Source organism: Rhodoferax aquaticus (assembly GCF_006974105.1).
GTDB classification, from domain to species: Bacteria; Pseudomonadota; Gammaproteobacteria; order Burkholderiales; family Burkholderiaceae_C; genus Allorhodoferax; species Allorhodoferax aquaticus_A.
In genome coordinates this window covers 714,280-731,566 of sequence record NZ_CP036282.1, presented here as the reverse complement: position 1 = coordinate 731,566, position 17,287 = coordinate 714,280, and the positions used below count along the sequence as shown (strand labels likewise).

The window sequence follows — 17,287 nt, the reverse complement described above, 5'->3', positions numbered from 1 at the left end:
GCCTGTGACAGCCTTACTTCTTGACGGGTTCGTCAGGCTTGACGTCGTTACCTTCGATGTACGGAGACCATGGCTTGGCCTTCACAGGACCCGGTGTCTTCCAGACCACGTTGAACTGGCCGTCGGCCTTGATTTCGCCGATGAACACGCTCTTGTGCAAGTGGTGGTTCTTTTCATCCATCTTGGAGACGATGCCGCTAGGTGCCTTGAAGGTTTGACCCGCCATCGCTGCGATCACCTTGTCCACGTCGGTGGACTTGGCTTTCTCCACGGCTTGCTTCCACATATTGATGCCGATGTAGGTCGCTTCCATCGGGTCGTTGGTCAAAGGCTTGTCCTTGTGTCCAGCAATGCCCTTGGCCTTGGCGTAATCAGACCACTTCTTGATGAACTCGGTGTTGGTGGGGTTCTTGATGGACTGGAAGTAGTTCCATGCCGCCAAGTGGCCCACCAGCGGTTTGGTGTCCACACCGCGCAACTCTTCTTCACCCACGGAGAAAGCCACCACTGGCACGTCTTTGGCCTTCAAGCCCGCGTTGCCCAGCTCTTTGTAGAAGGGCACGTTAGAGTCGCCGTTGATGGTGGACACCACGGCGGTCTTGCCGCCAGCGCTGAACTTCTTGATGTCCGCCACGATGGTTTGGTAATCGCTGTGGCCAAACGGTGTGTACTTCTCGTCAATGTCGGTGTCCTTCACGCCCTTGGACTTCAGGTAAGCGCGCAAGATTTTGTTGGTGGTGCGGGGGTACACATAGTCGGTGCCCAACAAGACCCAACGCTTGGCAGCGCCGCCTTCTTTGCTCATCAGGTAGTCGACAGCAGGAATAGCTTGCTGATTAGGCGCTGCACCCGTGTAGAACACGTTCTTGGACAGCTCTTCACCTTCGTACTGCACGGGGTAAAACAGCAGGCCGTTCAGCTCTTCCACGACCGGCAGCACCGACTTGCGGGACACCGAAGTCCAGCAACCGAAGATGACGGAGACTTTGTCTTGGGTCAGCAACTGCTTGGTCTTTTCAGCAAACAGCGGCCAGTTAGACGCTGGGTCTACCACCACAGGTTCCAGCTTCTTGCCGAGCACGCCACCCTTGGCGTTGATTTCGTCAATGGCCATCAACACAGTGTCTTTCAACACGGTTTCAGAAATGGCCATGGTGCCAGACAGGCTGTGCAAGATACCCACCTTGATGGTGTCAGCCGCAAAAGCTGGCACTGCAGAGAGGGTGCTAAGAGCGACGGCAGCCGTAAGGGCCTTGAGCGTGAAGCGCCGAGAATTTGTGCGTTGCATGAAGAGACCTTCCAAAGTTAAAGAAAAACCAAACTCGCCGCGCTGGGTGCTTGCTGCTGCAAGCCTTTGCGTTAACGTGGTTCAACTTTAGGCAAGGCCCCGGGTTTGGGAAATACGCCGAGTGGCGTATGTGGGGCCGTAGGGCTCAACACTCTTCCTCGTTCAGTCCGCTTCAGTTTTTATAGCTGCTTGCGCAATCCACATGCGCGCCAGAGCCATAATTAGCCCAAATTTTTCTCACCATGACCGCAGCTGCACACCGCCCCACCACCCCGCTGTTTCGCCGCGACCTGGTCCGCTGGCAGCACCTGGTGGTGCCGCAATGGTTGGCGCTGTTGCAGGCTGGTGCGCCGGTGGAGGCTGCGCCTGAGGGGGCGTGGTGTGTGCTGGAGGTGGGGTCGGACGGCGGGGCGGCCTATGCCCAAGGCCATGTCCCGGGCGCTAGGTATGTGGACACGCACTGGCTGGAAGCGCCGCCGCTCTGGAACAAGGTGAGCGATGACGCTTTGCTGGCGGTGCTGCTGGGCCTGGGCATTGCCCATGACACCACGGTGATTGTGCTGGGGCGCACGGCCACGGCCGTGGGCCGCGTGGCGCATCTCATGCTCTACGCCGGGGTGCGCGATGTACGCTTGCTCGATGGAGGCGTAGCAGCGTGGCAACGTGCGGGCTTGCCGTGGGCCCAAGGAAAAGGGCATTTGCCCTCACGCGTGCAAGCACCCTGCCCGCCAGCAGGCTTTGGTGTGCCCTGCCCCGCACAGCCGCAGTGGATGCTGAACTTGGCGCAAGCCGAGCAGTACCCCCACACGCCGGGCGCGGCCTTGGTCAGCGTGCGCACCTGGGGGGAACACACGGGCCGCACCTCGGGCTACGACTACATCAGCGCCAAGGGCGACATTCCCGGCGCGCTGTGGGGCCATGCGGACAGTGCGGAGAGGCACGCGCTTGCCCGTGTGGATGTCAACGGCATGGACGCCTTCCACACCGCCGACGGCTGCCTGCGCAGCGCGGCTGACATTGCCGCCATGTGGCGTGCAGAAGGCATTCACCCCGGCTTGCAGCTTGCGTTTTATTGCGGCACGGGGTGGCGGGCGTCGCTGGCTTTTTTCTACGCCTGGCTCATGGGCTGGGAGCACATTGCGGTGTTTGACGGCGGCTGGCTGGAGTGGAGTGTGGCGCTCGCGCCAAGCAATACCCCTGCAAATTAGCTGTGCGAATCAGTGTGTGGTCCAGCGCACACACCATCCTTACAGTTGGGCGATAAGCGCCGCCTTGGTTGCCCCCAATGAGAAGATGCCCTTGGACTTTCTGCGTTTGGTCTATGTAAGCAGTTTGGTGGATGAATATGGCTTTGCCCTGGCGCCACTGCTGACCACGCTGAGCCGCGACTATGTGGCGGGGCAGGTGTCTAGCCTCACCGTGTTTGCCAACGGTAGCCTGATGCAGATGCTGGAGGGTGAGCGTGCACCCGTGCGCACCGCGTTTGCCCATGTGCGTGCGGAACCTGTGCACTTTGGCATCACCCTGCTGGTAGAGGACCCCATTGCAGAGCCCAGCATTGGCGGCACCCACCTGGGGTTGCTGCAGTTTGTGCACGAGATAGGTCGAACGATGTCACCCTCCGTAGAGCTGTTTCAGCTTTCACCCACTGAGCTGTCCAAGCGACTACCGGCCAACGATGTGCTACCGCTGTTTACAAGCTTTGCCTCGGGCAGCCGCGGGGTTGCCTGCTAAAACAAGGCCGCTGTAGGGTGCACGCTATGCCGCACTAAGCGGGCAAGCACACCGACCCACCCAATGTACGAGCGCAGAATGGGCACACCATGCATGCACTGCCGCCTGACGCACCCAGAAACATAGAGGACGCTTTATGTGTGAATGAATGTGTTCCTGTCAAGGGCCATCCATCCGATACTTTGGAAGTGACAAAAAAAGTAGTTAACTATAAAAAGGCCGTTGGCAGCCGCATCAAAGCTCTTCGTACCGAAAGCAGCCTGTCGCAGGAAATTCTTTCCGAGCGCTGCGGGATCTTTCGCACCTACTTGAGTCGCATAGAGTCGGGCTTGGCGAACCCCACCTTGGTGGTATTGGTGGCCTTGGCGCAATCTTTAGGAGTAGAGCCTTTTGAGCTTCTGCTGGTGGACAAACACGAGCCACGCGCCTGAAACCACGTTTCACTTGCACGCTTGGAGTCTTTTGGCTACAATACCTACCAACTAGTCGGCATACAAAAGGTTTTTATGATGGAACAACTCCATACCGATGTTTCGCAACGCGTGGTGCTGTACACCCCGAGCTTGCCGTGGCAAGCCTCTCCGGTGGCGGGGGTAGAGCGTCGCCAATTGGAGCGCGATGGGGGTGAAGTAGCACGCGCCACCTCGGTGGTGCGCTACGCCGCTGGCGCGCGCTTCAATAGCCACACGCACGCGCTAGGCGAAGAGTTCTTGGTGCTGGAAGGCATCTTTGAAGATGAGCACGGCAACTACGGCCCCGGCACGTATGTGAAGAACCCACCGGGCTCTTCGCACACCCCGTTCACCCGCGACGGTGTAAGCATTTGGGTCAAGCTGCGGCATCTGGATGTAGCAGATACCGAGCGCGTGGTGGTGGACACGGCCACTGCCCAGTGGTATCCGGGCATGGTGGCAGGTTTGTCCGTGCTGCCTTTGTCCGAGTACGCGACCCAGCACACGGCCTTGGTGCGTTGGGCACCTGGCACACGGTTTAACCGCCACCGCCATTTTGGTGGCGAAGAGATTTTTGTGGTGAATGGCACCTTTGAAGACGAGCATGGCAGCTACCCCGCAGGCACATGGATACGCAGCCCGCACATGAGTGAGCACCAACCGTTCAGCCTTGAGGGCTGTACGATTCTGGTCAAGACCGGGCACCTGCCCCTGTAATTTAGTTGCACAGATGAAGCATTTTTCAGAACTCAGTGGCGCAGCCGAGCGCGTGGTGGACGTGGCCGAGGTGCTGATACAGCAAGCCGGCTACAACGGTTTTTCTTATGACGACGTGGCACGCCAAGTAGGCATCAAGAAGCCCAGCATTCACCACCACTTTCCCACCAAAGCCGATCTGGTCGCTGTGGTGGCGCAGCGCTACACGCACCGGTTCAGGCAGGAACTGTTGGGCATTGAAGGCAAACACGCCAAGGCTGCGCAACGCCTGACTGCCTACGCGGCCTTGTTTGAGGCAACCTATGCCCAAGACCAGCGCCTGTGTGTGTGCGGCATGCTGGGTGCCGAGGCCCAGGGCCTGCCACCCGAAGTGCGCCAAGAGGTGAACTATTTTTTTGCAGCCAATCTGGAATGGCTGACCCACGTGTTTGCCTCAGGTGCGGCCCAGGGCGGCTTGCGCTTGAGCACAACGCCACAGGCCCATGCCCAACTGTTTCTGTGCGCGCTGGAAGGCGCCATGGTGGTTGGACGTGGCGGCACACCCACCATGGGCCCTGCCATGGTCGGTGAAAGCCTGATTTCTCTCATGCTGGCCTGAAAAGGCTGGCTTTTTTTACCCACACAATCTACCAAGTAGTCGGTAGTTTTTAAGACAAAGGACTTGATATGCAAACTGAATTCAAAGGCCAAAAGCTATTGGTCGTAGGCGGCACCAGCGGCATGGGTTTGGCCATTGCCCGCCACATGGTGCAGCGAGGCGCCAGCGTTGTAGTGACTGGGCACCGCGCAGACAAGACCGCTGAAGCCTTGGCCGAACTGTCTGCACTAGGCAGCGCTGCTGCCATCAACGCCGACCTCATCACCCCGCAAGGCCTTGCGGACCTGCAAAGCCAACTGGCCACCGCGCACCCCGACATCAAGCTCGTGGTCAATGCTGCAGGCGTGTTTGCGCCCAAGCCGTTTCTTCAGCACACGCAAGACGACTACAGGCCCTACCAAGCCTTGAACGAGGCGTTCTTTTTCATCACGCAAGCCGTGGTGCAGCGCATGGTGGCGCGCCAGCAAAAAGGGGCCATCGTGAACATTGGCTCCATGTGGGCCAAGCAAGCCATTGCGGCCACGCCCTCCTCGGCCTACTCCATGGCAAAAGCGGGCCTGCATGCACTGACACAGCACTTGGCGATGGAGTTGGCGACCCACGGCATCCGTGTGAATGCGGTGTCGCCCGCCGTGGTGGCTACGCCTATCTACGAGGGCTTTATCCCCAAAGAGCAAGTGCATGGGGCGCTGCAAGGCTTCAATGGTTTTCACCCCATTGGCCGCATAGGCACGCCGCAAGACGTGGCCGAAGTGGCGTGCTTCTTACTGTCCGAGCGCGCCGCGTGGGTAACAGGCGCCATTTGGGATGTGGATGGTGGGGTGATGGCGGGGCGCAATACCTAAGCAGTCACGTCCGCGCCGCAGGCGTGCCGTCTAGCCCGAATTGGTGCCAGGCGCGGCGCAGTTGGGTGTCGGAGCTAAAGCCTGCGGTCTCAGCGGCTTGGGTGACGTTGCGGCCAGCTTGCAGTGCGGCTTGCGCCACGGCCAGGCGGATGCGGCGCAGGTACTGCAAAGGCGCAATGTCGGCGTGTTCGATGAACAAGCGCGTGAGGTGGCGGGGCGAGGTGTGGGCGACTTCGGCCATGCGGGGCACGCTCCACGCCGATTGCGGCGCTTGGCTCACCGCGTCTTGCACGCGGTGCAGCGCAGCATGCATGTGGTTGCGGTAGGCCAAAAAGGGCGAGAACTCGGGGTCGTGCGGGCCACGGCGCAGGGCCACCACCATGGCCTGCGCCACTTGCGCGGCCAGCGGGGCACCGCACACCGCGCTGATGCGGTGCAAAAACAAATCAATGCCCGTGGTCACCCCGGCGCTGCTGAACACCGCGCCGTCTTCCACAAACACGCGGTTGGCCACCACGTCGCACCGAGGCTCTGCGCGGGCCAATTCCTCCAAATGCTGGTGGTGGCTGGTGGCGCGCCGCCCTGCCAGCAAGCCCGCATGGGCGGCCAGCACCGAGCCCGCACACACGGTGACCAGCTCCACACGGCCCGCCTGCAAACGCAAACCGCGCAGCCAGTGCAACAAGGCCTGCACTTCGGGCACTTGCACATCAATGGCCTCGCCGGGCTGCCCCACCACCACCACCCAGGTGGGGCGCGCAAAGGTATAGGGGGGCAAGGGCTCCAGCCCCGCCAGCTGCGCGCCCACCGAGCTGGGCATTTGCGCCGTGGGCCCGGCAAACCGCATATGAAAGCGCGGGCTCTGGCCTTGCAGCACTAGGTGCCGGTTGGCAATGCGCAAAGCCTCGGCGGGCCCCGCCCAGTCCAAAATCAAGCTGCCGGGTAGCAGCGTGAAGAGCACGTCAATCACAGCGGGGTTGGCAATCACGGTATGGGGTTCCATGCATAGTCCATTTGTTTGGCGGTGCGGTGGGCCAAGGCCTCGCCGCCCAAGCGAGCCACCAGGTGCAAGCTCATGTCCATGCCCGCGCTGATGCCCGCAGAGCTGAGCAAACGACCGAGGTCTACCCAGCGCGGCCCTTGCACCACATCCAGCGCCGGAAACTGAGCGCGCAAGTCCTCAATATCTTCCCAATGGGTGGTGACCTGCTCACGCACGATGACGCCGCTGGCGGCCAGCAAGAAGCTACCGGTGCAGACCGAGGCCGTGATGCGGGCGTGGGCAGACGCCGCGCGAAGCCACGCCAAGGTGGCAGGACATTGCATGGCCGCTGTCACCACGCCACCGGGCACGATGAGCAGGTCAAAGCCTGGGGCTTGCGCAAAGTCGGCATCGGGCAGGAGCACCAAGCCTGCGCGGGCCCGCACGGCTTCACGTCTGCGGGCCACGGTGCGCACCGCAAACAATGGCGCTGTGGCATGGCTGCGCCCGTGCACGCGGCTGGCGGTGGTAAACACCTCGTAGGGGCCGGCAAAGTCCAGCACCTCTACGTCGTCGAACACCAAGATGCCCACTTGCAGAGGCGGGTCGCCTGCGGTGTTGGGGGGCTGTTGCACGTCGGACATGCCTTACGCAGCGGCCTTGGCACGGGCCAAGGCTTGCTCTACGGTGCACAGCGTGGCAAAGCGCTCAGTCAACACGGTGGTGGTGCGGGCCTTGATGTCGGCAGCGCTGAGCGGCTGGCCATTGGGCTGCTGCATGTCAAAGGTGAGCGTGGCGTCCACCACATAGTCCACCGCCCAGCCCAGGTCCGAGGCGTGGCGCGTGGTGGTTTCGCAGCATTGCTCGGTGCGAATGCCGCTGACGATCAGGCGGCCAATGCCGTTCTCGGTGAGCCACACATCCAGCCCTGTGCCCACCAGGGCGCTGTGGCGGTGCTTTTCAAACGTGGCGCTGGCGGCAAAATCCACCAAGCCGCCCAAGGGTTTGATGAGGCCTGAGGCGTGGGCAAACGCGTTGTCAGCCTGGTCGGGGCCGTCGGTATGGAACACCCGCACCACCGGCACGCCTTGGGCAAGAGCCCCCGTAATCAAAGCGTTTTGCGCGGCCAAGTAGGCGGGCATGTCACGCTCGGTAGAGTAAGGGCGGTGGCGGAATGACTCTTGCACATCGATCACTAACAGACAGGTTTTCATGGCTAGACGCTTTCAAGCAGTGGTTAAAGACCGCTCTATTTTGTTGCGCAAGCTGCCATTTAACCACTTACAAAGAGACCAGACCCCATCAAATTAGGACATTTTGTAGTTGTACAAAATGAAGCCCTTGTTGTCGCCCACTTGGTCGTACAAGCGCCGGGCGCGGGCGTTGGTGTGGTGGGTGCCCCAGTACATGCGGGGCGCGCCGCGCTCGCGGGCGACCTGCCCTACGCGGTGAATTAGCGCACCGGCTACACCGGCACCGCGTGCTGCAGGGTCTACAAACAGGTCTTGCAAGTAGCACACGGGTGCAGTCCACACATTCACATGGAACAGGTAGTGGGTGATGCCCACCAAGCGCCCGTCCACCCAGGCGCCAAAGCCATACACCTCGTCAGCTTGCAGCAGGCGTTGCCAGGTGTGGGCGTAGGCCTCATCGGGCAGCACGGTTTCATAAAACGTTTTGTAGGCCTGCGCCAGCGGCAGCCACTGATCAAAGTGCGCGGGCAAGAAGGTGGCGATCTCCAAACCGGCGGGTGTGGGGGCGCTCAAACGGGCACCTTGCTGGCAAGGTTTTGGCTCATGAGCTGGGCCATACGCGACTCGGGCTCGCCGCCGTGCGCGCTCAACCCGGCTACCACGCCACGCTGCTCGGGTGCCTGTTTGTTTTGGCTCGCCTTCCACTTGCCCACCCAGCGCTGCACGGGTATTTCAATGCCCACAATGGCGGCCAGCATTTTGTCGATGTAGTCCTTGGGCGCGTCTGCCACTGCCCACGGCAAGGCTTGCCCCGCTTCGTGGCGCTGGGTCAGGCGGCTCACGATGTCGAGCACGTGCTCTGCGTCTTGCACCACCTGTGCGCTGCCATGCGCGTGCACGGCCACATAGTTGTAGGTGGGCACCTCTTTGCCATGCGCATGCTTGCTGGGGTACCAGTTGGGCGAGATGTAGGCCTGGGGTCCAGTGAACACCGCCACGCCCGACACGGGTGCGGCTTGCAAAGCTTGCCATACCGGGTTGGCACGGGCCACATGGCCTACCAAAGTGCCATGCTCGCCACGCGATTCATCCAGCAAAAACGGAATGTGGTTCACCAACAGTTCGCCTTGGTGTGGCACCACCCAGCTTGCCAAGGGGTAGTCACGCACCATGGCATACAGGGTGGCGGGGTCGGTTTCTTTGAAGTGGTTGGGCAAGTAGGTCATGGTGAATCAGGTACGTGGTTGAAGAAAAATGGCAGAGACTTGTCTACGCGGCTTAAGCCTGCGCCCAAGGCTGGGGCTCACACCGCACTTCGCTCTGGACGGAGTTGGCAATAAAGCATTCGTCGTGGGCGCGGTGGTGCAGGGCTGCTAGCTCTGCGGGCGTGGGCTCTGGGCCCGCAAACTGCACGGCGGGGCGCAGGGTCACGCGGGTCATGGCCTGTTTGCCGTGGGCGTTGCGCGCCATCAGGCCCACGGCGGCGTCACGGTAGTGGTTGACCACCCAGCCTGCGCGGGCCGCAATGTCCAAAAACCACAGCATGTGGCAGCTCGACAAAGAAGCCACAAACGCTTCTTCAGGGTCCACCCCGGCGGCGTCTGACATGGGCAGGGGCACCACATGCGGCGAGGACGAGCCCAGCACCTGCTGCCCACCGTCAAACTGCCAGGTGTGGCGGCGGCTGTAGCGGTGGTCGGTATAGGCTGCGTCGCCGCGCAACCACTCTACGGTGCAAACATGTTCTGCCATGGCGTTCTTTCTGTTCAGGGGCAAGGGGCTTGCCTACAATGGTTCTTCAGTTTATTCACTTCAACGCGACGCCAAAGGGCCAATTCGCCATGCTGGAAAGAACCAATGCGCCCGCATCCCGCCCCACCAAAGGCGAGGCCTTGCGCCAGCAGGTGTACGTGGAGTTGCGCCGTGCCATTGAGCAAGGCACGTTTGCGCCGGGCACGCGGCTACCGCCCTCACGCGCGCAAGCGCTCACGCTGGGGGTGTCGCGCAACACCGTGCTGTGGGCCTTGGAGCGCTTGCAGGCCGAGGGCTATGTGGTGGCGCGCGTAGGCGATGGCAGCTATGTGTCGGAGCATTTGTCGCAATGGGCCAGCAAGCGCAGCGCGCCCACGCCACCCGCCCTTGGCGCCAGCCTGTCCAACCGGGGGCGCCAGCTCACCCATGCCGTTCGGCACTGGAACCCACCGCTGCAAGGCGCCCTGCCCTTTCGCATTGGTGCGCCTGAGGTGGCCAGCTTTCCGTTTGCGCTGTGGGACAGCTTGGCCCGCCAAAGCACCAAGGCGGAGCGCGTGGCACAAGCGCAATACCTAGACCCCGCGGGCTCGCCTGCCCTGCGCAGCGCCATTGCGCAGTGGCTCTGGGCGTCGCGCGGCATACGCTGCGAGGCGGCGCAAGTGGTGGTGTGCTCAGGCTCGCAGCAAGCCATTGACCTGATAGGCCGCTTGCTCTTGGACGGGGGTGACGAAGTGGTAGTGGAAGACCCGGGCTACCCCGGCATTCAGGTGAGCTTGGCCGGGCATGGCGCCAAGGTCTGCCCCGTGCCGGTCGATGACGAAGGGCTGCAGGTGGACCAAGCCGCTGCACGGTGGCCCCAAGCGCGTATGGCCGTGGTCACGCCTACCTCGCAGTTCCCGACCGGCGTGCGCATGAGCCTGCAACGCCGCGTGGCCCTGCTGGACTGGGCCAACACCCAGCGTGCCTGGGTGGTGGAAGACGACTACGACGGCGAGTTCCAGTACGGCCCCCACCGCTTGCCCGCGCTGTGCAGCCTGCCGCATGCGCAGCGTGTGCTCTACGTCGGCACGTTTTCCAAAACGCTACACCCCGGCCTGCGCCTGGGCTTTGTGGTGGTGCCGCACGCGCTGGCCCATGCCTTTGCCATGGCCCGCGCACTGACCGACCGCCACGCCCCCGGCGACACGCAAGCCACCCTCACCCGCTTTATCACCGAGGGGCATTTGCTGCGGCATCTGCGCCGCATGCGTGAGCTCTACCCCAAACGCCAGCAGGTGCTGATAGACGCCGTGGCCCAGGCCACCCAAGGCCGCTGGCAACTGCGCCCCAGCAACCAAGGGATGCACCTGCTGCACGAAATGCCCGCCGACTACCCCGACCAAGCCTTGAGCCAACGTGCGCAGGAGGCCGGCCTCATGCTCGCCCCGCTGTCGCGCTACACCATGGAGTCCAAACGCCGCGGCTGGCTCTTGGGCTACGCGGGCTACGACAGCACCACACTGCGCATGGCGGTGGATCGCCTAGGGACATTACTACAAAAATGATAGTTGCCTGCGCATATTGCATGGGCACTGGGGACTGGTTTCTCCCTTAAACACACTGTGCTGTCATGTGTCGTTCTGCTGGTGTTAGAGTCGCGGTTTTGCTGGGTCTGCTAAAAGCACCTCCTCACGCCCCGTACTTTGGAGTGGATGAGAGGTGAACGCAGCCAACGAGTGGGGTCAAGTACAGAGACCGTCGAGCGTTCAGTACGGGTCTTGTGACTCATTACTGTGACTTGACTCCGTTCGCGATGGGCCATACGTCGCCTCTCTATGTTTCAGTCGATGTCGGTGCAAACACCTACTTGTGCCTTAGAAATCGCGATGCCAATTTCAGTAAGATCCTCGCTCACGCATATGCAGCGCGAAATGTAAAACGCATCGCTCGCGCTTTTCGATACTTAGCAGGGAGAGAGAAAAAATGAAACGCACACCATGGGAATGGCTGGGCTTGGGTGTCCTATTGGTTGGTTGTGGCGGGGGCGGAGGTGGCGGCGGAGGAGTTAGTCCTAGCACCTCTTCCAGCAACTCCACAATCAGCGGGGTAGCAGCTTACGGAGCACCATTGGCTAATGCCTCAGTAGTGGTGAGTGATGGAAATGGACGCAGCACAACCGCCACTGCAGACGCCAATGGCGTTTACTCGGCAACGGTTACGGGGTTTACTGCTCCACTGTTAATTGTCGCAAGTGCCAACTCTGGCGAAAGCACCCGACGCTACCTGTCTCTCTTGGACACTGTTCCCGCATTGGGCACAACAGCTGTAGCGAACGTCACACCATTGACCCAGGCGATCGTGGCTATGGCATCGACCAATGGCACAGATCCAGAAGAATTCGCACGTGATGCGTCCAAACTGCGAAACCTACCTCTGGCCAATATCGCCACTGCGGTAACGCGCCTACAAGGTACGTTGGCACCGATCTTGACTGACGTGGGCTTGAGCAGCAGCTTTAACCCCATGCGAACATCCTTCGCAGCAGACCGCACTAGTGCAGGTGACAAACTGTTGGATACGGTCAAAGTAACTGTGAGTGACCAAGGGGTCAACCTACTTAACGTGCGCGCGCCCATTGCTAGCAATGGTGCGGGTGACAGCAACAGTGTCACTGTAAAGGGACTTGGCGGCGCGGCGCCTGCGGCATTGCCAACACCAACAATCCCACTTTCCGACTTGGTTTCATTGGATGCCTGGCGCAATCAAGTCAATAACTGCTTGGCATTGCCACCGGCGCAAAGAGCAAGTTATTCAGGCGGTGCATACACCTTCCTAGGCGCCTGCGCTTCCGTCACCGGTTTTTCCAATGCTTACAAACACAACGGATACACCTTAAGTCAGACTTGGGGCGCGCGATTGCTGGATGGCATTCCAGCAGGCGCTGTGATGGCGTATCCAGAAATTCTGACATTCTTAAAAAATCTCGCCACAGATGACATCGCCTTAGTGCGACTGAGCTACGCCTCCCCGGTTGGCGGCGGGTCTTACATTGAGACGGCTCGCAAGATCAGCGGTCAATGGGCGATCGACGGAAACCAACGCAACTACGACGCAAGTGTCTCGGTCGCCTTGCAGCGCCAAGAAGATGTCAGTACCAACCCATGGAAAACGGGTGGCGTCAGCGTAGGTAAGTCCAGCGCCTATTCCAGCCGCATGTATTTCCGCTTCAACCAGTCAGGTCCGAACGGCTCTGACGTTTACGCGGTGCGTGTAAAGGGACCAGGTTTGCCATCAGCTGGTTTGGTATTCGCGCGTTCCAGTGCGTGCGGTACCGGCGACTACCTCGCGTTTTATTCTAACGATGGTGGTCTGCCCGCTGCAACATTGGCCACCCAGCCGACTAGCAGCACTGGCAATGGCTGGAATGTTGACGTTGCTCCGTTGGGTAGTGTCTACACGGGAAGCAGTTTTTACAACGACTGGAGAGGAACCTACGATCGTTTCAACTCAACGGCTCAAACGGCTGTGGACTTGTCAACGATCCCCGAGTTTGCGAGTTATGCGTGGGAGGTCTTCACTGTCACCGGTGGATCTACTCCTTTCGCCAGCTTTAATTCGCGCATTACCACGCGACCTGTTGCAGCCGCAGAGGGCTCAAAAATGCAGTGGGCGAATTTTTCATCCGCATCTCGTGAATATGCAAACCCCAGCGTCAGCGTGAAAGCTGGGGAACTTACCTCGGTTAACTTGGCTTGGACGCTGCCAGCAGGCGCACCAATGGTTCGCTCCGCCTATATCGTGGGCTACGATGGCACAAATCGCATGACCATGGATGCGAATGTTGCAAAGCTAGGAGACACCTCCGTGACTCCTCTGGCGATCCAAGAGCGGGACGCGAACAACAGCGTTTGCTCGTACAACAAACTGCCAGCTTTCACTACAACAACAGGCTCACGGGCCATTGCGACCCGGCAATCCACTGATCGTGGACTGCAGTTGCAGCAGAGTCTCTGGCATGCTGGTAGAAGTTAAGCGAGAGGTTTAAGCGTTAGAACAATGGAGGAGCGTCGCGTTTGCGACTGCTCCTTTTTTTGGCTTTGATGCTTTGTGGTGCGGCCCTGTTGAAGCCAATTCCGCTGGCGCGATTTCGTAAAGCATAGCAGCGCGCGCCCTCAAGACACTACAAAAATAGTAGCTACTCGTATTTATCCCATTAGGAAAAACAGCCATTTCTGCATCAAAAATCGGTACTGCATCCATCACTATTGGGCTGTTCTGCCGCAATGCGTCAGCGTATTACCGCCCGGCACCAGGGACTTCATAACAAAGCCAAGTTTGGAACCAAAAGACATTCCGCGTGGGCGGCTGGAGAGACGAAGCTGTTTCATGTTTTCGAAGCGTATGCCCGGGACTGGGTGCAGGCAGCTACGCCCCAGCAACCAAGGTATGCACCTGCTGCACGAAATGCCCGCCGACTACCCCGACCAAGCCTTGAGCCAACGCGCGCACGAGGCAGGCCTCATGCTCGCCCCGCTGTCGCGCTACACCATGGAGTCCAAACGCCGCGGCTGGCTCTTGGGCTACGCGGGCTACGACAGCACCACACTGCGCATGGCGGTGGAGCGTCTGGGCGTGGTGTGCTCGTTGATGGGCATCTAAGTGCCCTAAGACGACGGCCTCCATAAGGGAACGCAGACGCGCACCCAATGGGAGTGCCAGCAGACGTACAACAACTCGCCAAAAACTCCCACAAAATCCAAAAAGGCAAGTTGCTCACCCGGAAATTCGATTTTCCCGTTGTGTAACAACAACGCTATCTCCCACTAAAAATGCGGTTTTTGGGTTGAAACCGTTTTCATACGCCGTTCACGCATGCATGTGAACTGCGAATGAAACGACTCCGATTTCGGCATGACGTACCCACTACGTAACGCTCTTGGGTGTTTTCCCTTGGGGACGCGCACAACGGCACCATCGTTCCAACAATTCATCCGTTGTTACGAATTCGTGACAGCAAAGCGGGAGACAAATCCCTTTCTTTACCCTCACAGTTGAAAACGGTTATGCACAAAAAAATCAAACTTATCGCTCGCACAACTTCAGCGGCGGCCTTGCTTGCCATCGGCAGTTCTGCATTTGCAGCGCCTGAAATCGGAGCCAACATTGAGCTGGACAACACCAATCGAAGCGGAGGCGCTGTAGCAGCAGGCGACAAAGGCCTGAGTCAAAGCGGCCGTGTGGAAATCAGTGCTTCGAGCAAAGCGGGCACCAATTGGTTTGTGGCCGGGAAAAGCGCTTTTGTGACCAAAAAAGATGGCACTCTCGGCACTGACGACATGTGGATCCAACTCGGCTCTGCCACTGGCGACGTAAAGCTGGGCCGCTTTGAGTCCGCAGACCTGTTCCCCCTAGCAGGTGACACCTTGGTCAACCATGCGGGCAATGTTTACGGCGCAAACACACTGCGCGGCCGCAAAGCGGGCGACGTGTTCCATGCGCAAGGGACTATTAACTTTGGCGCAGGCTTGTCATTCGAGTTGGGATTGATTGAAACCACCAACAACAACATCGTGGGTTCCGGCTCCAAGGGTACCCGTCCGGTGTTGTCCTATGCGTCAGGTCCATTGACCTTGCGTGCGGGCGTCGAAAGCGGTGAGTATGCGTCTGGCAATAGGGTCAGCGGATCCGGCCTAACGGGCAGCTACGACTTTGGTGGATTCAAGCTCACGGCCAACATCGCCCAAGGCAAGCAAGACTCCGCGACGGCGCTCAACCAGTCTGCAATCGGCCTATCCGCATCGGTGGGCAACCTTGGGCTGGGCTTCGCCTCGGGAACCAATGACATCACAGGTGGCGACACCAAGGTGAGCACCGTCTATGGGTCCTACAAGATTCCCTTGTTTGATGTGAGTGGAGCTTCCGTCACCCCCGCCTTTTCAAGCTCAACCGTGAAAAACAGTGTCACGGGCATCAGCACCGACGAGAACGCCTTCCGCGTCCGTTTGAACTACACCTTCTAAACGCACAGGCCAACTGCTCACCAAGGGCCAACACAACGGGGTGCGCGCAAGCGCACCTTTTTGCGTTGGCGGTGCTGCATGATGGCTTGCGGACCTACTCGCACGGGGTGCGTGCTCTCCATCATGGCGCGTGGGGTGCGCAGCGCCACCAAGGCAGTTGGCGCACCTGGCTGGCGTGTGAAGGCAACTCAGTGCGCTGCCACCGGCGAGGCGCGCGCACGCTCAGTCGCCCAAGTCAACCACCTGTGTCGGCACCAAGCCCGCTGGAGCTGCGTAATCCGCCAACACAAAAATACGATGCGACTGCGTCACCAGCGTTTGGAGATGGGCTGTCAAGATACGGATCGACGCAAAGTCTAGCGCCGCAAAAGGCTCGTCGACCAACGCAAGTTCAGCCCCACTGGCCAAGGCCGTTGCCCACCACACCTTGCGCTTGGAGCCCGTGGAGAGCATGTACAGCGGCTTGTCCCAATGCGGCTCCAAGTCCAAGGCTTGCGTGAGGGTGTCTAAGAGCGAAGCACTCCACCGTGGGTAGTGCTGGCGCATGGTTTGTAGGTAGGCGCTGACAGGGGTGGCGTCATAGGCGGTGCTGCGCGGCTCCGTCCAGACCACATGGTCTCGGTACGCGGCCGCGTGCTCTCGCGCATCCAGAACACCCGCCTCTAGATGCAGGCGAACATGCCCGTGCTGGGCTTGCAACTCCCCGGCCAAAAGGCGCAGCAACGTGGTCTTGCCTCGGCTTTCACCCCCCTGCACGAGACACACGCCCGGGCGCAGTTGCAGGTTGAATTGCGCAAACACAGGTCCGTTGGGGCCGGAGAAACCAAGCCCTTGCGCAGAAAGCATAAGAGGGGGCATAGACACGGGGTTCCGATAAGCCACTGCGTTGCCCTGATGCCTAGGGGTTGCAGTAGTCGCAGCGCGAGGGCGGTACGGTCAAGCGTAAGACCTCTTGCTCCACATGGCCACACACGGCGCAGGTCGTGGCTTTGGCCTTCAGCGCTGAGCTGGGTTCACCGCATGCCTCGCAGACCGCACCGTAGATGGGCGACACCTCCCCAAAGCCCGTGCTGTGGCAGGCGGGGCAAGGGGTCCGCAGGAGCTGCGACAGCTGCTCGGCGCAACGCCCGATCATGGCCATGCGGGTGGGGTTGCGATGGGCGCGCATGTCGGTTTCTAGCCAAACGGGGCCATGGGCGAGAGCGCCACGCACGTGCTTCTCCAGCTGGCACCAGTTGTCACAGGCCTTGCTGAAGTGGGGTTCTGTGGGCCGGCCCACGATCACGCCATGGCGCTCAAAGCCCGCAGACTTTGCAAACGCCAGTGCCTCGTCCCAGGTGTTGGCGGTGGTTTGGTCATAGTTGGTCTCAGGGCCCTGCACCACGCTGTAGACCAAGCGCTTTTCGTCAGCATCCCACCACGCCAGCACTTCGCTGGCCCAGGCGGTCAGGCCCACATGGGGATCGGGGCCAAAGCTGCCTTCGCTGCCCAGACCATAGCGCTGTCCACTCAGCTGGGTGGCCAGCTTGGCCTTGGTCGCGGCAGCATCGAGCTGTGTGCCGCGGCGCGCCACCTCTCCGGTAAAGGTACCCAAGGTATCGGTGTCGTAACCGTGCACCGTTTCTACGGTGTAGCCCGCCTCTGCCAGCGCGGACTCCAGTGCAGCCTGCTTGGCGTGTTGGGTCAAAAGTGCAAGAGTGGGCATAGTGGTCAGGCCATGATGGCAG

The 17,287-nt window shown here is 60.4% G+C and carries 19 protein-coding genes; 10 read left to right on the top strand and 9 right to left on the bottom strand.

From position 1 onward, the window contains the following. Positions 1-13: 13 nt before the first annotated feature. The gene (urtA, locus tag EXZ61_RS03485) at positions 14-1,288 is read right to left on the bottom strand and encodes an urea ABC transporter substrate-binding protein (protein WP_142809060.1); all 1,275 of its coding nucleotides are present in this window, start codon (positions 1,286-1,288) and stop codon (positions 14-16) included. A 242-nt stretch (positions 1,289-1,530) separates the two neighbouring features. Between urtA and EXZ61_RS03480 the strand changes: the two genes are divergently transcribed. The 6 genes from EXZ61_RS03480 to EXZ61_RS03455 all read left to right on the top strand — a co-directional run bounded on the left by EXZ61_RS03480 (position 1,531) and on the right by EXZ61_RS03455 (position 5,634). Next, on the top strand, positions 1,531-2,496 hold the full coding sequence (locus tag EXZ61_RS03480; protein WP_142809058.1) for a sulfurtransferase: 966 nt from the start codon (positions 1,531-1,533) through the stop codon (positions 2,494-2,496). Positions 2,497-2,560: 64 nt separating this feature from the next. After that, positions 2,561-3,022: a BLUF domain-containing protein gene (locus EXZ61_RS03475; protein ID WP_142809056.1), complete on the top strand. Its 462-nt coding sequence runs from the start codon at positions 2,561-2,563 to the stop codon at positions 3,020-3,022. Between the two features lie 89 nt (positions 3,023-3,111). Beyond that, a complete protein-coding gene (locus EXZ61_RS03470; RefSeq protein WP_142809054.1) occupies positions 3,112-3,453 on the top strand; it encodes a helix-turn-helix domain-containing protein in 342 nt (113 codons plus the stop codon). A gap of 75 nt (positions 3,454-3,528) precedes the next feature. After that, on the top strand, positions 3,529-4,191 hold the full coding sequence (locus tag EXZ61_RS03465) for a cupin domain-containing protein (protein WP_237219074.1): 663 nt from the start codon (positions 3,529-3,531) through the stop codon (positions 4,189-4,191). 13 nt (positions 4,192-4,204) lie between these two features. Then, positions 4,205-4,789 carry a TetR/AcrR family transcriptional regulator gene (locus EXZ61_RS03460; protein ID WP_142809052.1) on the top strand — a complete coding sequence of 195 codons (585 nt, stop codon included), beginning with the start codon at positions 4,205-4,207 and terminating at the stop codon, positions 4,787-4,789. Between the two features lie 68 nt (positions 4,790-4,857). Beyond that, complete coding sequence (locus EXZ61_RS03455) at positions 4,858-5,634, top strand: SDR family NAD(P)-dependent oxidoreductase (protein WP_142809050.1); 777 nt, start codon at positions 4,858-4,860, stop codon at positions 5,632-5,634. 4 nt (positions 5,635-5,638) lie between these two features. Here EXZ61_RS03455 and EXZ61_RS03450 read toward each other — a convergent pair whose 3' ends face one another. From EXZ61_RS03450 to EXZ61_RS03425, 6 genes are all read right to left on the bottom strand, one after another. Next, the gene (locus tag EXZ61_RS03450; protein WP_142809048.1) at positions 5,639-6,637 is read right to left on the bottom strand and encodes a GlxA family transcriptional regulator; all 999 of its coding nucleotides are present in this window, start codon (positions 6,635-6,637) and stop codon (positions 5,639-5,641) included. After that, positions 6,619-7,260: a DJ-1/PfpI family protein gene (locus EXZ61_RS03445; protein WP_142809046.1), complete on the bottom strand. Its 642-nt coding sequence runs from the start codon at positions 7,258-7,260 to the stop codon at positions 6,619-6,621. The genes EXZ61_RS03450 and EXZ61_RS03445 overlap by 19 nt, the downstream gene beginning before the upstream one ends. A gap of 3 nt (positions 7,261-7,263) precedes the next feature. After that, a complete protein-coding gene (locus tag EXZ61_RS03440) occupies positions 7,264-7,830 on the bottom strand; it encodes a cysteine hydrolase family protein (protein ID WP_142809044.1) in 567 nt (188 codons plus the stop codon). 93 nt (positions 7,831-7,923) lie between these two features. After that, positions 7,924-8,382 carry a GNAT family N-acetyltransferase gene (locus EXZ61_RS03435; RefSeq protein ID WP_237219073.1) on the bottom strand — a complete coding sequence of 153 codons (459 nt, stop codon included), beginning with the start codon at positions 8,380-8,382 and terminating at the stop codon, positions 7,924-7,926. Then, positions 8,379-9,035, bottom strand: a complete 657-nt coding sequence (locus EXZ61_RS03430) for an FMN-binding negative transcriptional regulator (RefSeq protein WP_142809042.1) — start codon at positions 9,033-9,035, stop codon at positions 8,379-8,381. The genes EXZ61_RS03435 and EXZ61_RS03430 overlap by 4 nt, the downstream gene beginning before the upstream one ends. Before the next feature lie 52 nt (positions 9,036-9,087). Then, complete coding sequence (locus tag EXZ61_RS03425; protein ID WP_142809040.1) at positions 9,088-9,561, bottom strand: OsmC family protein; 474 nt, start codon at positions 9,559-9,561, stop codon at positions 9,088-9,090. Positions 9,562-9,650: 89 nt separating this feature from the next. Here EXZ61_RS03425 and pdxR point away from each other — a divergent pair, with 89 nt between their 5' ends. The 4 genes from pdxR (at position 9,651) to EXZ61_RS03405 (ending at position 15,560) form a co-directional block, all read left to right on the top strand. Then, positions 9,651-11,105: a MocR-like pyridoxine biosynthesis transcription factor PdxR gene (pdxR, locus tag EXZ61_RS03420; protein WP_142809037.1), complete on the top strand. Its 1,455-nt coding sequence runs from the start codon at positions 9,651-9,653 to the stop codon at positions 11,103-11,105. Positions 11,106-12,111: 1,006 nt separating this feature from the next. Further along, positions 12,112-13,572 carry a hypothetical protein gene (locus EXZ61_RS03415; RefSeq protein WP_142809035.1) on the top strand — a complete coding sequence of 487 codons (1,461 nt, stop codon included), beginning with the start codon at positions 12,112-12,114 and terminating at the stop codon, positions 13,570-13,572. Positions 13,573-13,986: 414 nt separating this feature from the next. Continuing rightward, complete coding sequence (locus tag EXZ61_RS03410; protein ID WP_142809032.1) at positions 13,987-14,199, top strand: hypothetical protein; 213 nt, start codon at positions 13,987-13,989, stop codon at positions 14,197-14,199. A gap of 404 nt (positions 14,200-14,603) precedes the next feature. Then, positions 14,604-15,560 carry a carbohydrate porin gene (locus tag EXZ61_RS03405; protein WP_142809031.1) on the top strand — a complete coding sequence of 319 codons (957 nt, stop codon included), beginning with the start codon at positions 14,604-14,606 and terminating at the stop codon, positions 15,558-15,560. Between the two features lie 222 nt (positions 15,561-15,782). On the opposite strand, the gene EXZ61_RS03400 is transcribed toward EXZ61_RS03405, so the two are convergent. Next, entirely contained in the window at positions 15,783-16,406 is a 624-nt protein-coding gene (locus tag EXZ61_RS03400) for an ABC transporter ATP-binding protein (RefSeq protein WP_142809029.1), read from the bottom strand. A 52-nt stretch (positions 16,407-16,458) separates the two neighbouring features. After that, positions 16,459-17,265: a DUF6671 family protein gene (locus tag EXZ61_RS03395; protein WP_142809027.1), complete on the bottom strand. Its 807-nt coding sequence runs from the start codon at positions 17,263-17,265 to the stop codon at positions 16,459-16,461. Positions 17,266-17,287 lie beyond the last annotated feature (22 nt).

What these genes read in the sequence shown, in the direction of transcription:
- urtA (WP_142809060.1), bottom strand. Translation starts at nt 1,288, where the DNA reads ATGCAACGCACAAATTCTCGGCGCTTCACGCTCAAGGCCCTTACGGCT.
- EXZ61_RS03480 (WP_142809058.1), top strand. Translation starts at nt 1,531, where the DNA reads ATGACCGCAGCTGCACACCGCCCCACCACCCCGCTGTTTCGCCGCGAC.
- EXZ61_RS03470 (WP_142809054.1), top strand. Translation starts at nt 3,112, where the DNA reads ATGCATGCACTGCCGCCTGACGCACCCAGAAACATAGAGGACGCTTTA.
- EXZ61_RS03465 (WP_237219074.1), top strand. Translation starts at nt 3,529, where the DNA reads ATGATGGAACAACTCCATACCGATGTTTCGCAACGCGTGGTGCTGTAC.
- EXZ61_RS03460 (WP_142809052.1), top strand. Translation starts at nt 4,205, where the DNA reads ATGAAGCATTTTTCAGAACTCAGTGGCGCAGCCGAGCGCGTGGTGGAC.
- EXZ61_RS03455 (WP_142809050.1), top strand. Translation starts at nt 4,858, where the DNA reads ATGCAAACTGAATTCAAAGGCCAAAAGCTATTGGTCGTAGGCGGCACC.
- EXZ61_RS03450 (WP_142809048.1), bottom strand. Translation starts at nt 6,637, where the DNA reads ATGGAACCCCATACCGTGATTGCCAACCCCGCTGTGATTGACGTGCTC.
- EXZ61_RS03445 (WP_142809046.1), bottom strand. Translation starts at nt 7,260, where the DNA reads ATGTCCGACGTGCAACAGCCCCCCAACACCGCAGGCGACCCGCCTCTG.
- EXZ61_RS03440 (WP_142809044.1), bottom strand. Translation starts at nt 7,830, where the DNA reads ATGAAAACCTGTCTGTTAGTGATCGATGTGCAAGAGTCATTCCGCCAC.
- EXZ61_RS03430 (WP_142809042.1), bottom strand. Translation starts at nt 9,035, where the DNA reads ATGACCTACTTGCCCAACCACTTCAAAGAAACCGACCCCGCCACCCTG.
- EXZ61_RS03425 (WP_142809040.1), bottom strand. Translation starts at nt 9,561, where the DNA reads ATGGCAGAACATGTTTGCACCGTAGAGTGGTTGCGCGGCGACGCAGCC.
- pdxR (WP_142809037.1), top strand. Translation starts at nt 9,651, where the DNA reads ATGCTGGAAAGAACCAATGCGCCCGCATCCCGCCCCACCAAAGGCGAG.
- EXZ61_RS03410 (WP_142809032.1), top strand. Translation starts at nt 13,987, where the DNA reads ATGCACCTGCTGCACGAAATGCCCGCCGACTACCCCGACCAAGCCTTG.
- EXZ61_RS03405 (WP_142809031.1), top strand. Translation starts at nt 14,604, where the DNA reads ATGCACAAAAAAATCAAACTTATCGCTCGCACAACTTCAGCGGCGGCC.
- EXZ61_RS03400 (WP_142809029.1), bottom strand. Translation starts at nt 16,406, where the DNA reads ATGCTTTCTGCGCAAGGGCTTGGTTTCTCCGGCCCCAACGGACCTGTG.
- EXZ61_RS03395 (WP_142809027.1), bottom strand. Translation starts at nt 17,265, where the DNA reads ATGCCCACTCTTGCACTTTTGACCCAACACGCCAAGCAGGCTGCACTG.